Origin of the sequence: Bradyrhizobium sp. SZCCHNRI1009 (assembly GCF_032487575.1) — a bacterium.
Classification (GTDB): domain Bacteria; phylum Pseudomonadota; class Alphaproteobacteria; order Rhizobiales; family Xanthobacteraceae; genus Bradyrhizobium.
This window is the reverse complement of record NZ_JAUEUL010000005.1, coordinates 110,915-125,923: the sequence shown is the minus strand read 5'-3', so window position 1 is coordinate 125,923 and position 15,009 is coordinate 110,915. Positions and strand designations below refer to the sequence as shown.

Sequence of the window (15,009 nt, the reverse complement as noted above, 5' to 3'; positions counted from 1 at the left end):
AAAAATATCGGTAACGAAGTGGGTTGCGCGCGCTGCTGGGAAGGCAGAAGTACAACATGTGCGAGCAGACGTTACCCGGGCGTGAGGTGCTGGCCACGTCGGCTGCGACCGATCAGCCGCCGTCGCACCACTTGGGAACTTACGCGTTCCTGATCTCTCTTTTGAGCGTCTTTTATCTTTCCAACGCATCACTCGTCCTAAGTCATTACGACCTTGGCTGGCATCTTGCCGCTGGCGACTTGATTCGAACGGAAGAGCGCATCCCCTTCCAGGATCCCTGGTCGTTCACCCTCGGGACCCAACAGTGGTTCAATCTCTCGTGGCTATGGGACGTGGTTGCCAGCACAATCTTCAAGTTCGGCGGATACGGAGGTCTTGTTGTCCTCGTCTTGGTGTGCGGAATCCTGATCGCTGGATATCTCACGTCGGCTTGCTTGCGAAGTGGCGCTTCCGCGTTCGCCGCCTGCATCGGGACATTTGCGGTTTGCCTGCTGTATCCCTCCTACGATACGGCGCCTAACAGCTATCTCGCAGCATCTCCCAACATCGCGACCATGGTATTCAGCGTGATTTTCTACCGGGAGTGTTTGCGGCCGACCAAACTGTCGTTGCTACCCTTGCTGATGGTGCTCTGGGTGAATTTGCACGGTGGATTCGTGCTTGGCTTCATGATCCTCGCTGTCTTCGGTGGCGGGGCCATTCTCCGAGGTGACTGGAACGACTTAAAAGCCATCGTAGTGGCTGGTTGCGGCTGCCTAGCGGCTACCTTCGTCAATCCGCTCGGCTGGAAAATCTACAAAGGTGTGGCGGCTACCTTGGGACACTTTGTTCAGGGACATATTGGAGAGTGGCTTCCCTATTCTCACAATGTCGAAATTCCGGGCAGCCTTCCCGGAATGGCCTACATTATTGCGTTCATCGCGCTGGAACTGCGGTACGGCGTAACGGCGAAAATCCGCGCCGAGCACCGCATTCTGTGTTGGGTATTTCTCGCGCTCGGACTTTGCCAGTTTCGATACATGTCATTCTTTTTCATCTTTTCGACGGTGCCGGTGGCTCTTCATCTCGATCGGCTTCTTCCCACTCGGCTGCCCAAGCCGCAAATTCAGCGGGCGCTTCTGACTGCAGCGCTCGTTGGCGCATGTGTCCTTCCGGTTACTTTTATCCGAGTACAGCCGGCTTTGGCATTGCCAAACATGTTGTCGGAGCAGGACGCCGAATACCTGGAGAAGCATCTTGCGCATGCGCGGGTGCTTAACCATTGGAATGTTGGAGGATATCTGATCTTCCTTACCCATGGATCAGTCCGGCTCTTTGTCGACGGCCGAGCGGCCACGGCTTATCCTGATGAGTTGCTCCGCGACTACTTCAAGCTCGTGCATTGGGAGGTCGATGAAGCCGCCTGGGATGAGGTGCTCGAGAAGTACCATATCGATGCTGTCTTGTGGCTTAAGGGGCATGATGAATTGAGGCAGTTCCTCGTAGGAAAGCGAGGCTGGACTGAGGACCATATCGGGAAGTACGAAAGTGTCTATGTCAGGCCCGCTGTCGCGCGCTGACGTGGCGCCAAGGGATATCGCCAGGTACTGCGTCCCCCGGAGCAGCAGAAGCTGATGCGCATTTGCGTAGAAAGTTGACGGCGAGGTTTCCACCAGCGCCCGCTCTGCTTCACCGATCTACTCCAGGGCTCTCGCTCACCGGCCAAACGATTGTAAAGCGTGGTTTCGTTGCTGCCGTAGCCTAGAGATCGCGCGGCGTTATATCCCCGCGCAAAAGCCGCGGCACAGGTTCCACAATGGTACGCAACCGGTGAGAGAATTGTGCCCAGCCAGATCTACCAAAATGCCCTCTCATGAATCCGGCCGCTCTGCAAAATGGCTTCAGAACGTGCCTCGTTTGTGAATCGTGAATCTCAGGATCTCCTTTTTTCACACTACCTTAAGTTTTGTCCCGTAATTTTGCGGGGTGAGAGATCGGGTGATCTGCGGGCTACTGGCCGGGCTTAAGAGCCCTGCTTGAGAGATGTGCCGCGACCAGCTCCCTGGGAATGCGATCCAATGTTCCGTGCTTTCGTCAGATGTTGCGCTCGCGATCGTCAAAAGAGCTTCGTTGAAGGAAACGATGGCCTGCAGGCATGAAAACCGACGAAGAAAACCTCGCGTGGCAAACACTCAATCTCAACTGGCTGCCAATCGCTCTGTTAGGCGCGGCGCTATTGAGTGCCTTGACGTACTCCGACTTTTCCTTGGAGCCAGTGGGTTTCGGAGTTCTCGTTGCTATTGCGATTTCGCTTGCGAGTATTGCCTATGCTTATGCCCACATCAGGCAGGCTTCCGCGGATCCTAAACTTGTCTTCTGGTTTGGTGTCACAGCTCAGATCATATTGCTCACGGCGATCGCTGGCCCTCTTAGTTATGTCGCAAACGCGATGAATTGGCCCCTACAGGATCGGAGCCTATTGTGGATCGACCGCGCAATTGGGTTTGATCCCCAGGGGATTGCAGCGTTTTTTAATGCCCACAGCTGGATCGGACACTACTTGAAAGTTGGATACGGCTTCATCAAGTGGCCCCTGCTCGCGATCCCGATCATTTTGGCGATGGGGTCGCGGTTCTTGCGACTTCAGCAATTCGTGCTGACATTGAGCGTTGCACTCGCTGTAACGATTGTCGTGTCCGCCTTCATTCCGGCCATAGGGACTTATTATGGTCTGGGATTGTCGCCGGGCGAGCAATTCCCGAAGGTTGACTCAGCAAATTACGCGGCGCAGCTTCGGGATATCTTCGCGTTACGAGATGGGTCGTTACGACAGCTCGACGTGCTCAGGCTGGCGGGCATCGTATCATTCCCAAGCTTCCACACGGCGTCGGCAGTTCTTTATATCTGGGCTTTGTGGCCGATCCGAGTTTTGCGGCCGGCGTCGATCGCGCTCAATACCTGGATGGTTGCCGCGACGCCCCTGATCGGTGCGCACTACATCATCGACCTAATCGGAGGCGCCGTTGTGGCTGGCGGGTCCATCGTGATGGTCAAGCACTTCTTGAGATCCCTATTGGTCAGTTCACAGCGCCGCGCGCAATCGCACGCTTATTGGCCGTCCGCTATGCCAAACGCCGGATCTTCGTCGGAGTAGACCCCGGTCACATCTTGGTGGCGCTGCCACACGGGCCGAGTTGGGTCCGGCGAGCAACGAATCGGCTCGATATCTGCAGGCTGGCGGAGCACTTGAACCCGATGGGCTCAGTGCCGTGCAGACGTTGGGCAGTTCGACGCGGTGCGTGCTGCTCCAGTTAATTTCGGTTGTTGATGCTGCGGGAACCAGTGGGCTCATCATGTCAGACGCCGTTTCGAGTTTGAACTCGGTTCCAAGCCAAGGCAGAGTAAGAGCGGTCGGCGTTCTGATCCTGATCCTGGTGCTGGGGCTTACTGCGGCGATGGCGTTCAAGCTGCTCTCGATCAGGGGCGTCGTTTTCGACGCCATGTCGACCGATGATGCGATGCGTCTTGTCGAAATCCGGGATTTTCTCGACGGCCAGGCCTGGTGGGATCTCCGGCAATACCGCCTGGGTCCATCCGGCGTGCTCATGCATTGGTCGCGCATTGTCGATCTGCCACTAGCTATATCGATCCTGACACTGAAACCTTTGATCGGTCCGCTCCATGCGGAAGCGGTAACGCTGTTCGTCTGGCCAATACTTCTGCTTCTCGTGGCTCTCGTGCTCGTCGGGACGATTGCCTACCGTATGAGCGAAGGCGTCGCGGCCTCATCGCTGGGCGCAGCTGTGCTGGCTATGCTGGCAGCGCCAGCATTGATACACTTCAAGCCGGGCGCGATCGATCATCACAACGTGCAAATCGATCTCTTGCTCCTGATGCTTCTCTTTGCGATCCAGGCCGATCGAAGCGCGACCAGGGCGGCGCTCGCAGCGTTGACCGGATCTGTGTCGCTCGCAATCGGAGTTGAGATCCTGCCGGTGATCGTCACGATATGCGGTGCCATGGCGGGTCTTTTCGTCTGGCGTGGTGGAGAGGTTGCGCGCGAAGTCTCGGCCTTTGCTCTCGCGCTAGCCGCATCATCGGCGGCTCTCGGATTTGCGTTGGTTCCGGCAGAGGAACTAACGTTCCCCGTGCTTGACGCGTTCGGGGGCCCGCTGCTTTTGTTGACCGTGGGCGGGAGCGTTGGCCTGGTGCTAATGGTTGGAATTGAGCGTTACCGATCCTCGCTATGGCTGCGTGTTGGTACTGCGACCGGAACCGTGATCGCCTTGCTCGGTGCGTTCGTCCTGCTTTTTGCGCGATCGCTGGTGTTGCCGTATTCGCAGCTTGATCCGCTGGTCGTTTCTCTATGGCTCGATCATGTTCAGGAGACCGTATCCCTGGCGGAGATGATCCGGATCGGTCCAGAGGAAGTACTCGGCTTTTACGCGTTTCCTCTTATAACAATGGCAATCGCGGCAGCGGCATTTTTGCGAGCCAACCCGGTTGATCGATTTCGGTGGGGTGTTGGTGTCGCTGCCCTCGCGACGTTGATTGTGATCAGCGTGTGGGAAATGCGCGGAACAGGCGGGGCTGCCATGGCGGCAGCGCCAATATTCGCCGCAGCCGCCGTCTTCATCTGGCCATCGCTTGCCCAGACAAGCAGCCTCGTTCTGGTGGCGTTCGTCGTCTCTCCGGTCATGTTCGCAGTGCTTGGAAAATGCGCGAAACCACTGATCGATTCGATGGTAGAGCCGACTGAAATGGTATTTGAACCTGACGAGTCCCGATGCCAAAGTGTTTCGGATGCCGAGCCTATGGGGCTATTGGCAAGAGGAAGCGTCATGGCGCCGATCGATCTCGGCCCGGCCATATTGGCTGCGACGAAACACGCCGTGTTTGCGGCCCCATACCACCGGAACAACGATGGCAATCTCGCGATGCTCAAGCTCATGCTTGCGCCAGCGCCGGTCGCGCATCAGATGCTACGAGACTACCACGTCGATTATGTGGTCACGTGTCGGACATCTCCAAATCGTAACGTTATTGAGCGCGCTCCGGATGGCTTAGAATCATTGTTGGCTCGAGGCGAAGTTCCTGAATTTCTCGAGCCATTGGGACTCGCATCCTCGTCCAAAATCGCGGTTTGGCGTGTTCGGGGATGATGGCCCAACTCCGGCGGCTTAGGTTTGGCGCAGATGAAGTCAAGTTGCTCACGCAACTGCCCGTATTCTGATCCGTCCCGTCAATACTGCGTCCACTACCCGGTCCGTGGGTGCGCGCTCTCGATCTCGCGGCCGCATCGGCGCGAACTCGGTTGCAATTGGGTATCCTCTTGAAGCGAGAGGACTCAGGAAGGTTGAGCACCAACTCGCACAATGAAGCTTCGGTCCGCGCGCCTGCGCGCGGTACTGGGGCGCGGACCAAGGACCTTGAGCGGCCCTGGGTATATGAAGAGAACGCGATCGCGGGGCATTGCAATGCCAGCTGGCAGCGGGGTGTCGGCACGACGCATGGGTGGATCTCGCGCGTGCGCGAGTCTTGCGCCTCCCCGCAACCATCGAAACACAGGAGAGGTTGGGCGAACGAGGGATCCGAACTTCACCTTTGGGCGCCGAGCGGTCGTGTCCCCGGGCGTGGTGTAACTCGGTAGAGCAAAGCCGTCCGCCCGCGCGCTCCCCATAGCGCCGTAGCGGGTGGACGGCTTTGCGGTGGTCACCGGCGATTGCCCGGTAGGGTCGGGTTGCTGACACCAACCTGATTCGAGGAACCACCGATGACCGACGAGATGATGAACCTTCGTGCGCTCGTAGAGAAGGCCCCCGACGCCGATCTTCTGCGCGAGATGATCGGCTTTGCAGCCCAGCGGTTGATGGAGATGGAGGTCGCCGGGCTGACCGGAGCGGCCTATGGCGAGAAGAGCTCCGAGCGTCTGGCGCAGCGCAACGGCTATCGTGACCGGACCTGGGAGACGCGTGCCGGTGCGGTCGAACTGCGTATTCCCAAGCTGCGCAAGGGAAGCTACTTCCCGGGCTTCCTGGAGCCGCGCCGGATGGCCGAGAAGGCGCTAACGGCCGTGATCCAGGAAGCCTACGTCCAGGGCGTCTCGACCCGTTCAGTCGATGACCTCGTGCAGGCGATGGGGATGAGCGGCATCTCCAAGAGCCAGGTGAGCCGGCTGTGCGGCGAGATCGACGACAAGGTGAAGGCCTTCCTCGCCCGTCCGATCGAGGGCGACTGGCCGTATCTGTGGATCGACGCCACCTACGTGAAGGTGCGCCAGCAGGGGCGCATCGTCTCGGTCGCGGTGATCGTCGCGATCGGCGTCAACAGCGACGGCCGGCGTGAGGTGCTGGGCATGGACGTCGGCCCGTCCGAGGCCGAGACGTTCTGGACCGCGTTCCTGCGCAAGCTCACACGCCGTGGCCTGCGTGGCGTGAAGCTGGTGATCTCGGATGCTCACGAGGGCATCAAGGCCACTGTCTCCAAGGTGCTCAATGCCACCTGGCAGCGTTGTCGCGTTCACTTCATGCGCAACGTTCTCGCCCATGCCGGCAAGAGCGGACGCCGCGTAGTCTCCGCCTTCATCGCCACGGCCTTCGCCCAGGACGACGCCGAGGCAGCCCAGACACAATGGCGCAAGGTCGCCGACCAGATCCGTCCCAAGGTGCCCAAGCTCGCAGCCCTCATGGATGAGGCCGAGCCTGACGTACTCGCCTATATGAGCTTCCCGGCACAGCACCGCGCCAAGCTGCATTCGACCAATCCAATCGAGCGGGTCAATGGCGAGATCAAGCGCCGCACCGAGGTCGTCGGCATCTTCCCAAACGAGGAAGCCATCGTCCGTCTCGTCGGCGCGATCCTGCTCGAACAGAACGACGAGTGGGCCGTCCAGCGCGCTCGCTACATGACGCTGGAAACCATCGCGCCTTTGAGCGATGATCCCATTGCCGGCCTGCCCGCTGTGGCGGGCTGACCAGCTCGGCCCGCACCGGAATCGCCCGGTGACCCACCATGCCAGCTACACCACTCTATGGGACACGATCCGCCGAGCCCAAAGGGCAAGCAGTCAACTTTTCTGAAGTCTTGGCAACTTTCAGGCGATTCTGGCTTCCAACCTACCCCTTGGATGGTGCGGGCATCGCCAGAAATTCCCTTTTGAAACCAAGAGCCCTGGAACGCTGGTGCGGGTGCCTAAATCATTGATCTTGATCCGTGTTTTCGCCCCTGTCGTGCCCACCATCGGCCGGTCCGGCCGGTGACCCAGCTCGGTCTGGTTTTCCGATCGTTGAATATCCTCCCTTGTGAACGCGAGGCGCGCGTGACGATCGCGGGGCGACGCAACCGCGGGCTCCGCCGCCGCGTCGTCGTGACGGCGGCAAGCCGGCTTGAACCGGCCATCCATGACGAGTCTCTTCGGTCAAGTTCTCCGTCATTGCGAGGAGCGTAGCGACGAAGCAATCCAGAGTCGCGCGCGCGACTCTGGATTGCTTCGCTTCGCTCGCAATGACGGCGGTTAGATTGTGATGAGGGCGCTGCGACATGGCTTCGCTGCCTCGCGGCGCATTCTCGCGTCCGAGCTTTGCTGATCGATGTCCCTCTCTTGGAAGAGGGCACGGGGAATGCCGGGCGCTGGCCGCACCCATGGCCCGCCTGCAGAAAAAAAGCAGGCGGCAGTCACCACAGGTTCAGCCGAGATCACCCGGCATTCCCCGCACGATGGTTTTGACGGCTGCTTCGCGATCTCCCCGGTGCGCCGGGCTTTCTGGCCACCGTTGCCCGCGCCGCGCGTGAGCGCCAACGCAAGCGTGACACCAGCGTCGGGGTGTCAGGACCACGCGACTTGACCGTGCGCATCGCCGCCGTTCGTCGGCGTGGAGAACCACGCTGCGACATCGACACGCCCACCGCATCCCGCCTCGACGTTCGTGACGACCGCGAAGCGCCCCTCTTGTGAGACGGGATGGAGAGAGAAGATCATGATTTCTGTAAAAAAGAAACAAAAATCTTCAGGCCGGGAGGGCTGGATAGAGAGATGTGTTTGAACCCGCAGGCGAATGAATTTTTCTGACGGAGGCGTTTTCTTAGAGCGTGGGCTCCGGGTGCTGGGCGGATCTGCTGGGCGTACGCGAGTCTCGCAGCAGCGATTTGCCCGTCGGGTCGCGTGCGCTCCTCGCTTTTGCCGATGCGTCGTTTGAAGTTCGTGCCCGGAGAATAGATAGAACCTGGTCCACCAGCCGAAGCTCGTCACGTGTGCGAAGGTTTCTCAGATCGACGGCGCCTTCATCACCAAGACAGCGAAGAGTCCAGCGGCACGGTGACGAACATGCCGGCTTGGATCTGCCCTTCTGCTATCTCGCCAGCCAGAACAAACAACCGAAGATGCAGGCAGTCGGGGGCCCAGATCACACCCGGCGGCGCCCTTGTAGAAGCTGGGATCGCCGTCGGCAGTCTCGTCGTCGATGGGGTGGGCCGGCCAGAATGATCGGGATCGAATTGGGCGATCGCGTCGGCCGCGATGTCTAAGATCGCGACCAGGGCAGTCGCTTCGTCCAAGGGAGTCTGGATCAGCGGCCGATGTCGTCCCAGGGTGATCATCGTATGGACTCCCGGGTGCTGTTCGTCGGTCGCGTCAAGCGGCAGGCCGCATCATCGGCAACGAGCCTATCCAAAAGCCTGCCGCCGGTACACCATCGGTCCTATCGGATGACGGTTCGAGACGATGCGCAAGGTCAGCAGGGAATGAACATGGACGAGACCCTTTCGATACGGCGCTACATCGCCGCGCCTCGGTCGGCGGTCTATCGAGCGCTGCTCGATCCACGCGCAATTGCAAAATGGAAAGTGCCGGACGGAATGACCTGCGAGGTGCATGCGTTCGACGCCCGTGAAGGCGGCTCGTTGCGGATTTCGCTCACCTATGACGTGCCGACCGGGGCGGGCAAGACGACCGCGCAAACGGACACATATCGCGGTCGCTTTGTGAAGCTCGTCCCGAATGAGCAGGTTGTCGAAGTGGACGAGTTCGAGACCACGGATCCCGCGCTGCGCGGCGAGATGACGATCACCATCACGCTTGCCGACGCGGATGGCGGGACCGAACTTCACGCCACCCACGCTGGACTGCCACGCGCGGTATCGCCGACCGACAACGAGACTGGCTGGCGGATGGCACTCGCGAAACTCGCGGCGCTGGTCGAGGCGCGATAAGCCCGGTTTTCCGCTCATGCCCGAGGCAGACATGCGCATGCCGATCATAAGGACATGCCGTCGACGGCAACCGCTGTTCGCCGAAGCAGAGGAAGAAAAAGCCGCTCAGAAAAAGCCGGGGCTCAGATCTGTTCCGTAGGTCAGCGCCATCGCCGCCACCAGCAATATGGCGGCACCGAGCAGCAAGAGGTGTTTGAGCAACGCGTGTTTGCGACCCTCGGATGTTTCAGAAAATGCCTTATAAAATACCTTGGTCAGAGCCGTCATTTGCGACCTCAATCTCCTCCCGCCCTGAGGTAGGTCAAGACGGGAGGCAGAAGGTTCATCGCAGGACAGGCGCTGACCGACAGCAGGCGCGAGAATCCGGCTCTCCGAACGCCGCGCGATCCTTCAGGGCGCGGCAGCGGCAAGCCCGAGCAGGACGACGAATCCGCCGATCGGCGGCAGGTGCCGGACATCGCGATGGCGCAGAACGGTCACCGCTGCCGCGGCGATGATCGCCGATCCAAGCGCCAGGCCGACGATGCGAGCCTGGGGAAGCGCAATCAGAATGGCGGCGACGATCTCCAGCCCGCCGGTCAGTCTGCCCCACCAGGCGGGGTAGCCCCAACGGGCGAAATCGCGCCGTGTGTCGGCCGTACCGACCGCGTTGAAGACGCCGGCGCCGAAGAAGGCGGCGACCAGCAGCCAGATCGAAACAGCGTGCGCCATCTCAAGACACTCCGGTGACCAGGGGCAGGGCCGCCAGGACCATGATCGCGGCCGTGACGCCGTGCATGCCGAAGGCGCTCGTCTTCGAGCCGTTCGCGGCAAGGATGACCAGCATGTCGCCAACTGGAATGACGGCTTCGACCAGCAGGACGAGGCCAACCGCGCCGGAACTACCCCACATCATCAATGCAAGGACCGCCAGGCCCGAGACGATGTCCCTCACGCCCTTGAGCCGCAGCCACCACGCGACGTTGGCGCCGGTCTCGGGCAGTGGCAGCCCGAAACTGCGCATCGCAGTGAACGGGCGAGCAACGTATTGCACCCCAATCGCGATGATCGCGACCGCCAGCAGCAAGGCAAGCCCAAACGAAAACCAGTGCATGCGACCCTCCGTTCTAACGGCCGTCGATAACCTAGCAACGCTAGGACAATATTCTAGCGTTGCTAGATCGTCAAGCGGTGGTATGGTGAATGCTGTCCGGCGGAGGGCGAGAATCTGGGCATCGCAGAGCGAAAGGGCAGGGCGCGCGCCGAGCGCGAGCAGCACATCGTCGCGGCCGCGCGCGCGATCGCGGAGCGCGAGGGATGGGGCGCGGTGACGATCCGGCGCCTGGCCGACGAGATCGAATACAGCCAGCCCGTGCTCTATTCGCATTTCGAGAACAGGGACGCGATCGTGTCCGCGGTTGCCCTCGAGGGCTTCAAGGAGATCACGGCCGCCCTCGAAGACGCGGCGAGGCAAGCGAGCGCTCGCGGCTCTGCGCTCAAGAATGTCGCTGCGGCCTATCTCGGCTTCGCGCTCGGCCGTCCTGCGCTCTACGATGCCATGTTCGTCCTGCCGACCGATCTGCGGTTCGCGGTGGCGGAGACGAGGCCGGAGCTGCGGGCTGCTTTCGATGCGCTGGCCGCGGTCATCGCGCCCTTCTGCAAGGATGCCGCGGTCGTCACCGAGACGTTCTGGGCGGCCCTTCATGGCCTCGCCGCGCTCGAACGGTCAGGACGTATCAGGCCCGCCGCGCGCGACGAACGTATCGCACGTGTCGTGCGGGCGATCGCGGGGGCTGGAAGCCGCGCACCAGCTCGCGGCTGACGCAGTCAATGTGCGTGAGATACGGTCACGCGCTGAGACCAGATGAACATCGCAGGACGCGTGAGAAAGACGTCGGCTCACGAGGTGTCGACCGGAGCACGCGCAGGCCGACAAATGTGCTTCAACTTCAGCTCAGCTGAGGCGGACTAACGGGCGCGCCGCGCTCGCTTCAGCTCGGCGACCTGAAACTTGCCGCCGGCCAAGAGGCTGCTGCAATGCAGCCAGACCTTATTGCGATCCCAGCCCAGGAACGCCTTGGTCTCCGCACAGTCCGCATAGTGCTTGTATCTGAGCGTGTCGCTGCAGGTCGTATCGAAATGTGAGAATTCCTGGCCCGACAGGCTGCATCCGACCCAAGGCGCGTTGCCGGACTTGAAGCTTGTCTCGCAGCCGCCGTTGCAACCAGTGGCAGCTCTCTCCAGCCTGGCGAACCTGGCTTCCACAGAGCCTGGCGCAGCCGACGGCGATTGCGTCGCCTGGGATGCGGCCTGAGCGACTGGCCGTGCCCGGCGCGACGTCACCGCGCCGGCTGCGTGCTGCGGCCGATAGGGCCGTACAGCCTGCTTGGGTGCATCGACCGTGATATCGGGAAGCGTGGAGCTTTTGGTGGGCTGCGCGACCGCCGGGCTGCAGAACAGCATCGTCGCCAACACAGCAACAAATGACGGCGCGACGACACAAGACGACAATCGCATGACGGCGTCCTTCCAGGGCGGGCCAGCCGCCAGATGCATCTACTTGACTGCCATTAGATACCTATCACGCGTTCGGGAACTTGGCTACTGATAATGAGAAAGATTCTCGCTCGCGGTTGCCGCCAGCATCGTTGCTGATCGCATGCGGACGAGTTGCTCGAGCGTCGGCCCATCAGCGGACCGGCAAGTTTCGGATTGCAATCATCGTTCTGAAATTGTGCTTTATAGATTTTCAATTTTAAATTGATCATTCTTCGACCGCTGTGTTCGTCGGCCAGCGCCGCCCGGCGGCCCGTCAGACCACAGGGAATCGGGTTGGAAGTTCCTATGGAGCGGCTGCGACCGAAGCTGCTAGAACCGGCGCATTCACGAGGACAGAACGATGACAAGCAAACGCGTGGTGTTCACCGGCGGAACAGGCAAGGCGGGCCGGCATGTGCTGCCACATCTGCAGGGCAAGGGCTACGAGCTCCTCAACGTCGATCTCAAGCCGTTCGATCACCCCGGGATCAACACCCTGATCGCGGATCTGACGGACAGCGGCCAGGCCTTCAACGCGCTGACCACGCATTACGGCTTCGGCGGCTTCAACGCCGGCCGGCCGCCACGGGCGCCGGATGCGGTGGTGCATTTCGCCGCGATCCCGCGCGTGCTGATCGAGCCCGACAATGAGACCTTTCGCGTCAACACTGTCAGCACCTACAACGTCATCGAGGCTGCGGCGAAGCTCGGCGTACGCAAGATCATCATCGCCTCCAGCGAGACAACCTATGGAGTCTGCTTCGCCGAGGGCGACAAGGACTTCAGGAGCTTTCCGCTCGAGGAGGACTACGACACCGACCCGATGGACTCCTACGGCCTGTCCAAGGTCGTGAACGAAAAGACCGCGCGCGCCTTCGCCATGCGCTACGGCATCGACATCTACGCACTCCGCATCGGCAATGTCATCGAGCCGCACGAATACGACATGTTCCCGCGTTTCCTCGCCGACCCGCCGTCGCGCAAGCGCAACGCCTGGTCCTATATCGACGCGCGCGACCTCGGCGAGATCGTGCATCTGGCGATCCAGAAGGATGGTCTCGGCTTCCAGGTCTTCAACGCGGTGAATGACACGGTGACGGCCAATATGCCGACGCGCGAGCTGTTGCAGCGCTATTGCCCGAAGACTCCGATCACCCGCGACCTCGGCGAGCGCGAGGCGCCGCTGTCGAACAGGAAAGCGCGCGAAGTGCTCGGGTTCAAGGAAGAACATGATTGGCGGAAATATGTGAAGGCGGGATAGCTCATCGAGTAGGGCGGATTAGCGCAGCGTAATCCGCCTTCTTCCGCTTCGGCTGCTGCAATATGGACGGCCATTCGTGCGCGAGGCGGCGGATTACGCTGCGCTAATCCGCTCCTACGGAGCGTCACGCCATCCGCCGACGGATTACCAGCATCGCGAGTGACAGCACGATGGTGCCGACGATGAACACGGCCGCGGCGGACACGATCGCCGGGCTGATGTTCTCGCGGATGGTGGCGAACATTTGCCGCGCCAGGGTGCGCTGGTTGGGGCCGGCGACGAACAAGGTCAGCACGACCTCGTCGAGCGACGTCGCGAAAGCGAACAGGGCGCCGGAGATGATACCGGGCAGCGCAATCGGAAACGTCACCGTACGCAGCACCACGGCGGGCGAGGCGCCGAGGCTCGCGGCGGCGCGCTCGAGCTGGAGATCGACGCCCTGCAAGGCCGAGGAGACGTTGACGAGCACGAACGGCACGGCGACGACGGTGTGCGCGATGATGACGCCGAGATAGGTGTTGGTGAGCCCGTAGCGCGAAAACATCAGCTGCATGCCGACCCCGAGCACGACCGCCGGCACCACCATCGGCAGCAAGAACACCGTGCGCAGCGTCGAGACCAGCAGCGAGGCGCGTTTGCCGCGCAGGCCGAGCGCGGCCAGCGTGCCGAGCAGCGTTGCGAGGGCTGTGGTCCCCGAGCCGATCAGCAGGCTGTTGACGATCGACAGCCGCCAGGATTCGGCGGTGACCAGCTCGCGAAACCAGCGCGTCGAATAGCCGGGAATGGGATAGTTCAGGAACACGCTGTCGGTCAGCGACAGCGGCAGCACCGCGATCAGCGGCCCGAGCAGGAACACGACGACGGCGATCGCGAACAGCAGCTTGACGACCGGCAGGAGCTTCATGCGTGCTGCTCCTCGGCCGAGGTCAGCCGGATGTAGACGGCATAGAGCAGGATGGTCATCGCCAGCAGGACGAGGCCGAGCGCGCCGGCCATGCCCCAGTTCGCCGCGCCAGTGGCGTAATAGGCGATCACCGAGGAGATCATCTGGTCGTTGGCGCCGCCGATCAGCGCGGGGGTGATGTAGTAGCCCAGCGCGGCCATGAACACGAGCAGCGCGCCGGAGACGACGCCGCGCATCGACAGCGGCAGCAGCACGTGGAGGAAGGCGCGCAGCGGATGCGCGCCGAGCGATGCCGCCGCCGGCATCAGGTTGCGCGGGATCGCGATCAGCACGCTGAAGATCGGCAGCACCATGAACGGCAGCAGCACATGCGTCATGGCGATGACGACGCCGAGCCGGTTGAACATCAGCGGGACCGGACCGGAGGTCAGGCCGAGCCCCCTCAGGGTCGCGTTGATCAGGCCGTTGTCCTGCAGCACGACGTACCAGGCCGCGGTGCGCACCAGGAGCGACGTCCACAGCGGCAGCAGCACGGCGCCGAGCAGCGCCTGCCGGCGCCAGCCTTCCACGGATGCGGCGACCATCGCGTAGGGCAGGCCGATCAGGATGCAGGCCAGCGTCACCAGCGCCGAGGTCACGAAGGTCCGGATCATGATCAGGCGGTTGGCCGAGCTGCCCTCCGGCATCGCGGCGATATCGCCGGCGGCGTCGCGCTCGAGGTCGACCGCGGCGAGCAGGTTCTTGTCGGTCCAGGGCGAGGCGACAGCGTCGGCGATGGTCATCCAATAGGATGTCTCGCTCCAGCGCGAATCGATCGCGGCGAGGTCGGCCGCGCCGTCGCCGCCGAGCGCGCGGCGGGTCTTGCCGAGCAGGCTGCGGAAGCCGGACTGCGCGCTGTTGAGGCGGCGCACGAGATCGCCGAACTGCTCGTCATTGGTCAGCCTGCGGATGTCGTCGACGAACGCGGCCTGCGCCGCTGCAGGAGGCAAGCTGGTGCGGTCCCAGCGCGCCAGCGCCGTGTGGGTGCGGGGCAGGGACTCGGTCGCGACCGGATCGGATACCGCCGACTTCATCATCGTCACCAGCGGCACGACGAAGAACGACAGCATGAACGCCAGCAGCGGCGCGAGCAGCAGAGATG

The 15,009-nt window shown here is 61.8% G+C and carries 14 protein-coding genes; 7 read left to right on the top strand and 7 right to left on the bottom strand.

Annotation, left to right across the window (positions count from 1 at the left end; translation table 11 throughout):
• The first annotated feature begins 23 nt into the window (after window positions 1–23).
• The 4 genes from QX010_RS11580 (at window position 24) to QX010_RS11565 (ending at window position 6,952) form a co-directional block, all read left to right on the top strand.
• Complete coding sequence (locus QX010_RS11580) at window positions 24–1,559, top strand: hypothetical protein (RefSeq protein WP_316179576.1); 1,536 nt, start codon at window positions 24–26, stop codon at window positions 1,557–1,559.
• 575 nt (window positions 1,560–2,134) lie between these two features.
• Window positions 2,135–3,133, top strand: a complete 999-nt coding sequence (locus QX010_RS11575; RefSeq protein WP_316179574.1) for a phosphatase PAP2 family protein — start codon at window positions 2,135–2,137, stop codon at window positions 3,131–3,133.
• A 145-nt stretch (window positions 3,134–3,278) separates the two neighbouring features.
• On the top strand, window positions 3,279–5,141 hold the full coding sequence (locus tag QX010_RS11570; protein WP_316179572.1) for a hypothetical protein: 1,863 nt from the start codon (window positions 3,279–3,281) through the stop codon (window positions 5,139–5,141).
• 611 nt (window positions 5,142–5,752) lie between these two features.
• Window positions 5,753–6,952, top strand: a complete 1,200-nt coding sequence (locus tag QX010_RS11565; protein ID WP_316179569.1) for an IS256 family transposase — start codon at window positions 5,753–5,755, stop codon at window positions 6,950–6,952.
• 1,310 nt (window positions 6,953–8,262) lie between these two features.
• On the opposite strand, the gene QX010_RS11560 is transcribed toward QX010_RS11565, so the two are convergent.
• Window positions 8,263–8,574 carry a hypothetical protein gene (locus QX010_RS11560; protein WP_315801842.1) on the bottom strand — a complete coding sequence of 104 codons (312 nt, stop codon included), beginning with the start codon at window positions 8,572–8,574 and terminating at the stop codon, window positions 8,263–8,265.
• A gap of 3 nt (window positions 8,575–8,577) precedes the next feature.
• Between QX010_RS11560 and QX010_RS11555 the strand changes: the two genes are divergently transcribed.
• A complete protein-coding gene (locus QX010_RS11555) occupies window positions 8,578–9,186 on the top strand; it encodes an SRPBCC family protein (RefSeq protein ID WP_316179568.1) in 609 nt (202 codons plus the stop codon).
• Window positions 9,187–9,291: 105 nt separating this feature from the next.
• Here QX010_RS11555 and QX010_RS11550 read toward each other — a convergent pair whose 3' ends face one another.
• The 3 genes from QX010_RS11550 to QX010_RS11540 all read right to left on the bottom strand — a co-directional run bounded on the left by QX010_RS11550 (window position 9,292) and on the right by QX010_RS11540 (window position 10,279).
• The gene (locus QX010_RS11550; RefSeq protein ID WP_315801844.1) at window positions 9,292–9,453 is read right to left on the bottom strand and encodes a hypothetical protein; all 162 of its coding nucleotides are present in this window, start codon (window positions 9,451–9,453) and stop codon (window positions 9,292–9,294) included.
• Window positions 9,454–9,576: 123 nt separating this feature from the next.
• Complete coding sequence (locus tag QX010_RS11545; RefSeq protein WP_315801845.1) at window positions 9,577–9,897, bottom strand: DoxX family protein; 321 nt, start codon at window positions 9,895–9,897, stop codon at window positions 9,577–9,579.
• A 1-nt stretch (window position 9,898) separates the two neighbouring features.
• Window positions 9,899–10,279: a DUF4267 domain-containing protein gene (locus QX010_RS11540; RefSeq protein WP_316179566.1), complete on the bottom strand. Its 381-nt coding sequence runs from the start codon at window positions 10,277–10,279 to the stop codon at window positions 9,899–9,901.
• Window positions 10,280–10,393: 114 nt separating this feature from the next.
• On the opposite strand from QX010_RS11540, the gene QX010_RS11535 reads away from it, so the two are divergent.
• On the top strand, window positions 10,394–10,987 hold the full coding sequence (locus tag QX010_RS11535) for a TetR-like C-terminal domain-containing protein (protein WP_315802160.1): 594 nt from the start codon (window positions 10,394–10,396) through the stop codon (window positions 10,985–10,987).
• Between the two features lie 146 nt (window positions 10,988–11,133).
• Here the strand turns inward: QX010_RS11535 and QX010_RS11530 are convergent, their stop codons facing one another.
• Window positions 11,134–11,721 carry a hypothetical protein gene (locus QX010_RS11530; protein ID WP_315801847.1) on the bottom strand — a complete coding sequence of 196 codons (588 nt, stop codon included), beginning with the start codon at window positions 11,719–11,721 and terminating at the stop codon, window positions 11,134–11,136.
• Between the two features lie 343 nt (window positions 11,722–12,064).
• Here QX010_RS11530 and QX010_RS11525 point away from each other — a divergent pair, with 343 nt between their 5' ends.
• On the top strand, window positions 12,065–12,964 hold the full coding sequence (locus QX010_RS11525) for an NAD(P)-dependent oxidoreductase (RefSeq protein WP_315801848.1): 900 nt from the start codon (window positions 12,065–12,067) through the stop codon (window positions 12,962–12,964).
• Between the two features lie 124 nt (window positions 12,965–13,088).
• Here the strand turns inward: QX010_RS11525 and QX010_RS11520 are convergent, their stop codons facing one another.
• Window positions 13,089–13,868, bottom strand: a complete 780-nt coding sequence (locus QX010_RS11520; RefSeq protein WP_315801849.1) for an ABC transporter permease — start codon at window positions 13,866–13,868, stop codon at window positions 13,089–13,091.
• Window positions 13,865–14,977 carry an ABC transporter permease gene (locus QX010_RS11515; protein WP_315802161.1) on the bottom strand — a complete coding sequence of 371 codons (1,113 nt, stop codon included), beginning with the start codon at window positions 14,975–14,977 and terminating at the stop codon, window positions 13,865–13,867. The genes QX010_RS11520 and QX010_RS11515 overlap by 4 nt, the downstream gene beginning before the upstream one ends.
• Window positions 14,978–15,009: the final 32 nt, after the last annotated feature.

Excerpts from the sequence above, each read along its gene's own strand:
- QX010_RS11530 (WP_315801847.1), bottom strand. The coding sequence starts at position 11,721 with ATGCATCTGGCGGCTGGCCCGCCCTGGAAGGACGCCGTCATGCGATTG.
- QX010_RS11560 (WP_315801842.1), bottom strand. The coding sequence starts at position 8,574 with ATGATCACCCTGGGACGACATCGGCCGCTGATCCAGACTCCCTTGGAC.
- QX010_RS11575 (WP_316179574.1), top strand. The coding sequence starts at position 2,135 with ATGAAAACCGACGAAGAAAACCTCGCGTGGCAAACACTCAATCTCAAC.
- QX010_RS11545 (WP_315801845.1), bottom strand. The coding sequence starts at position 9,897 with ATGGCGCACGCTGTTTCGATCTGGCTGCTGGTCGCCGCCTTCTTCGGC.
- QX010_RS11520 (WP_315801849.1), bottom strand. The coding sequence starts at position 13,868 with ATGAAGCTCCTGCCGGTCGTCAAGCTGCTGTTCGCGATCGCCGTCGTC.
- QX010_RS11525 (WP_315801848.1), top strand. The coding sequence starts at position 12,065 with ATGACAAGCAAACGCGTGGTGTTCACCGGCGGAACAGGCAAGGCGGGC.
- QX010_RS11515 (WP_315802161.1), bottom strand. The coding sequence starts at position 14,977 with ATGCTGTCGTTCTTCGTCGTGCCGCTGGTGACGATGATGAAGTCGGCG.
- QX010_RS11540 (WP_316179566.1), bottom strand. The coding sequence starts at position 10,279 with ATGCACTGGTTTTCGTTTGGGCTTGCCTTGCTGCTGGCGGTCGCGATC.
- QX010_RS11555 (WP_316179568.1), top strand. The coding sequence starts at position 8,578 with ATGGACTCCCGGGTGCTGTTCGTCGGTCGCGTCAAGCGGCAGGCCGCA.
- QX010_RS11565 (WP_316179569.1), top strand. The coding sequence starts at position 5,753 with ATGACCGACGAGATGATGAACCTTCGTGCGCTCGTAGAGAAGGCCCCC.
- QX010_RS11550 (WP_315801844.1), bottom strand. The coding sequence starts at position 9,453 with ATGACGGCTCTGACCAAGGTATTTTATAAGGCATTTTCTGAAACATCC.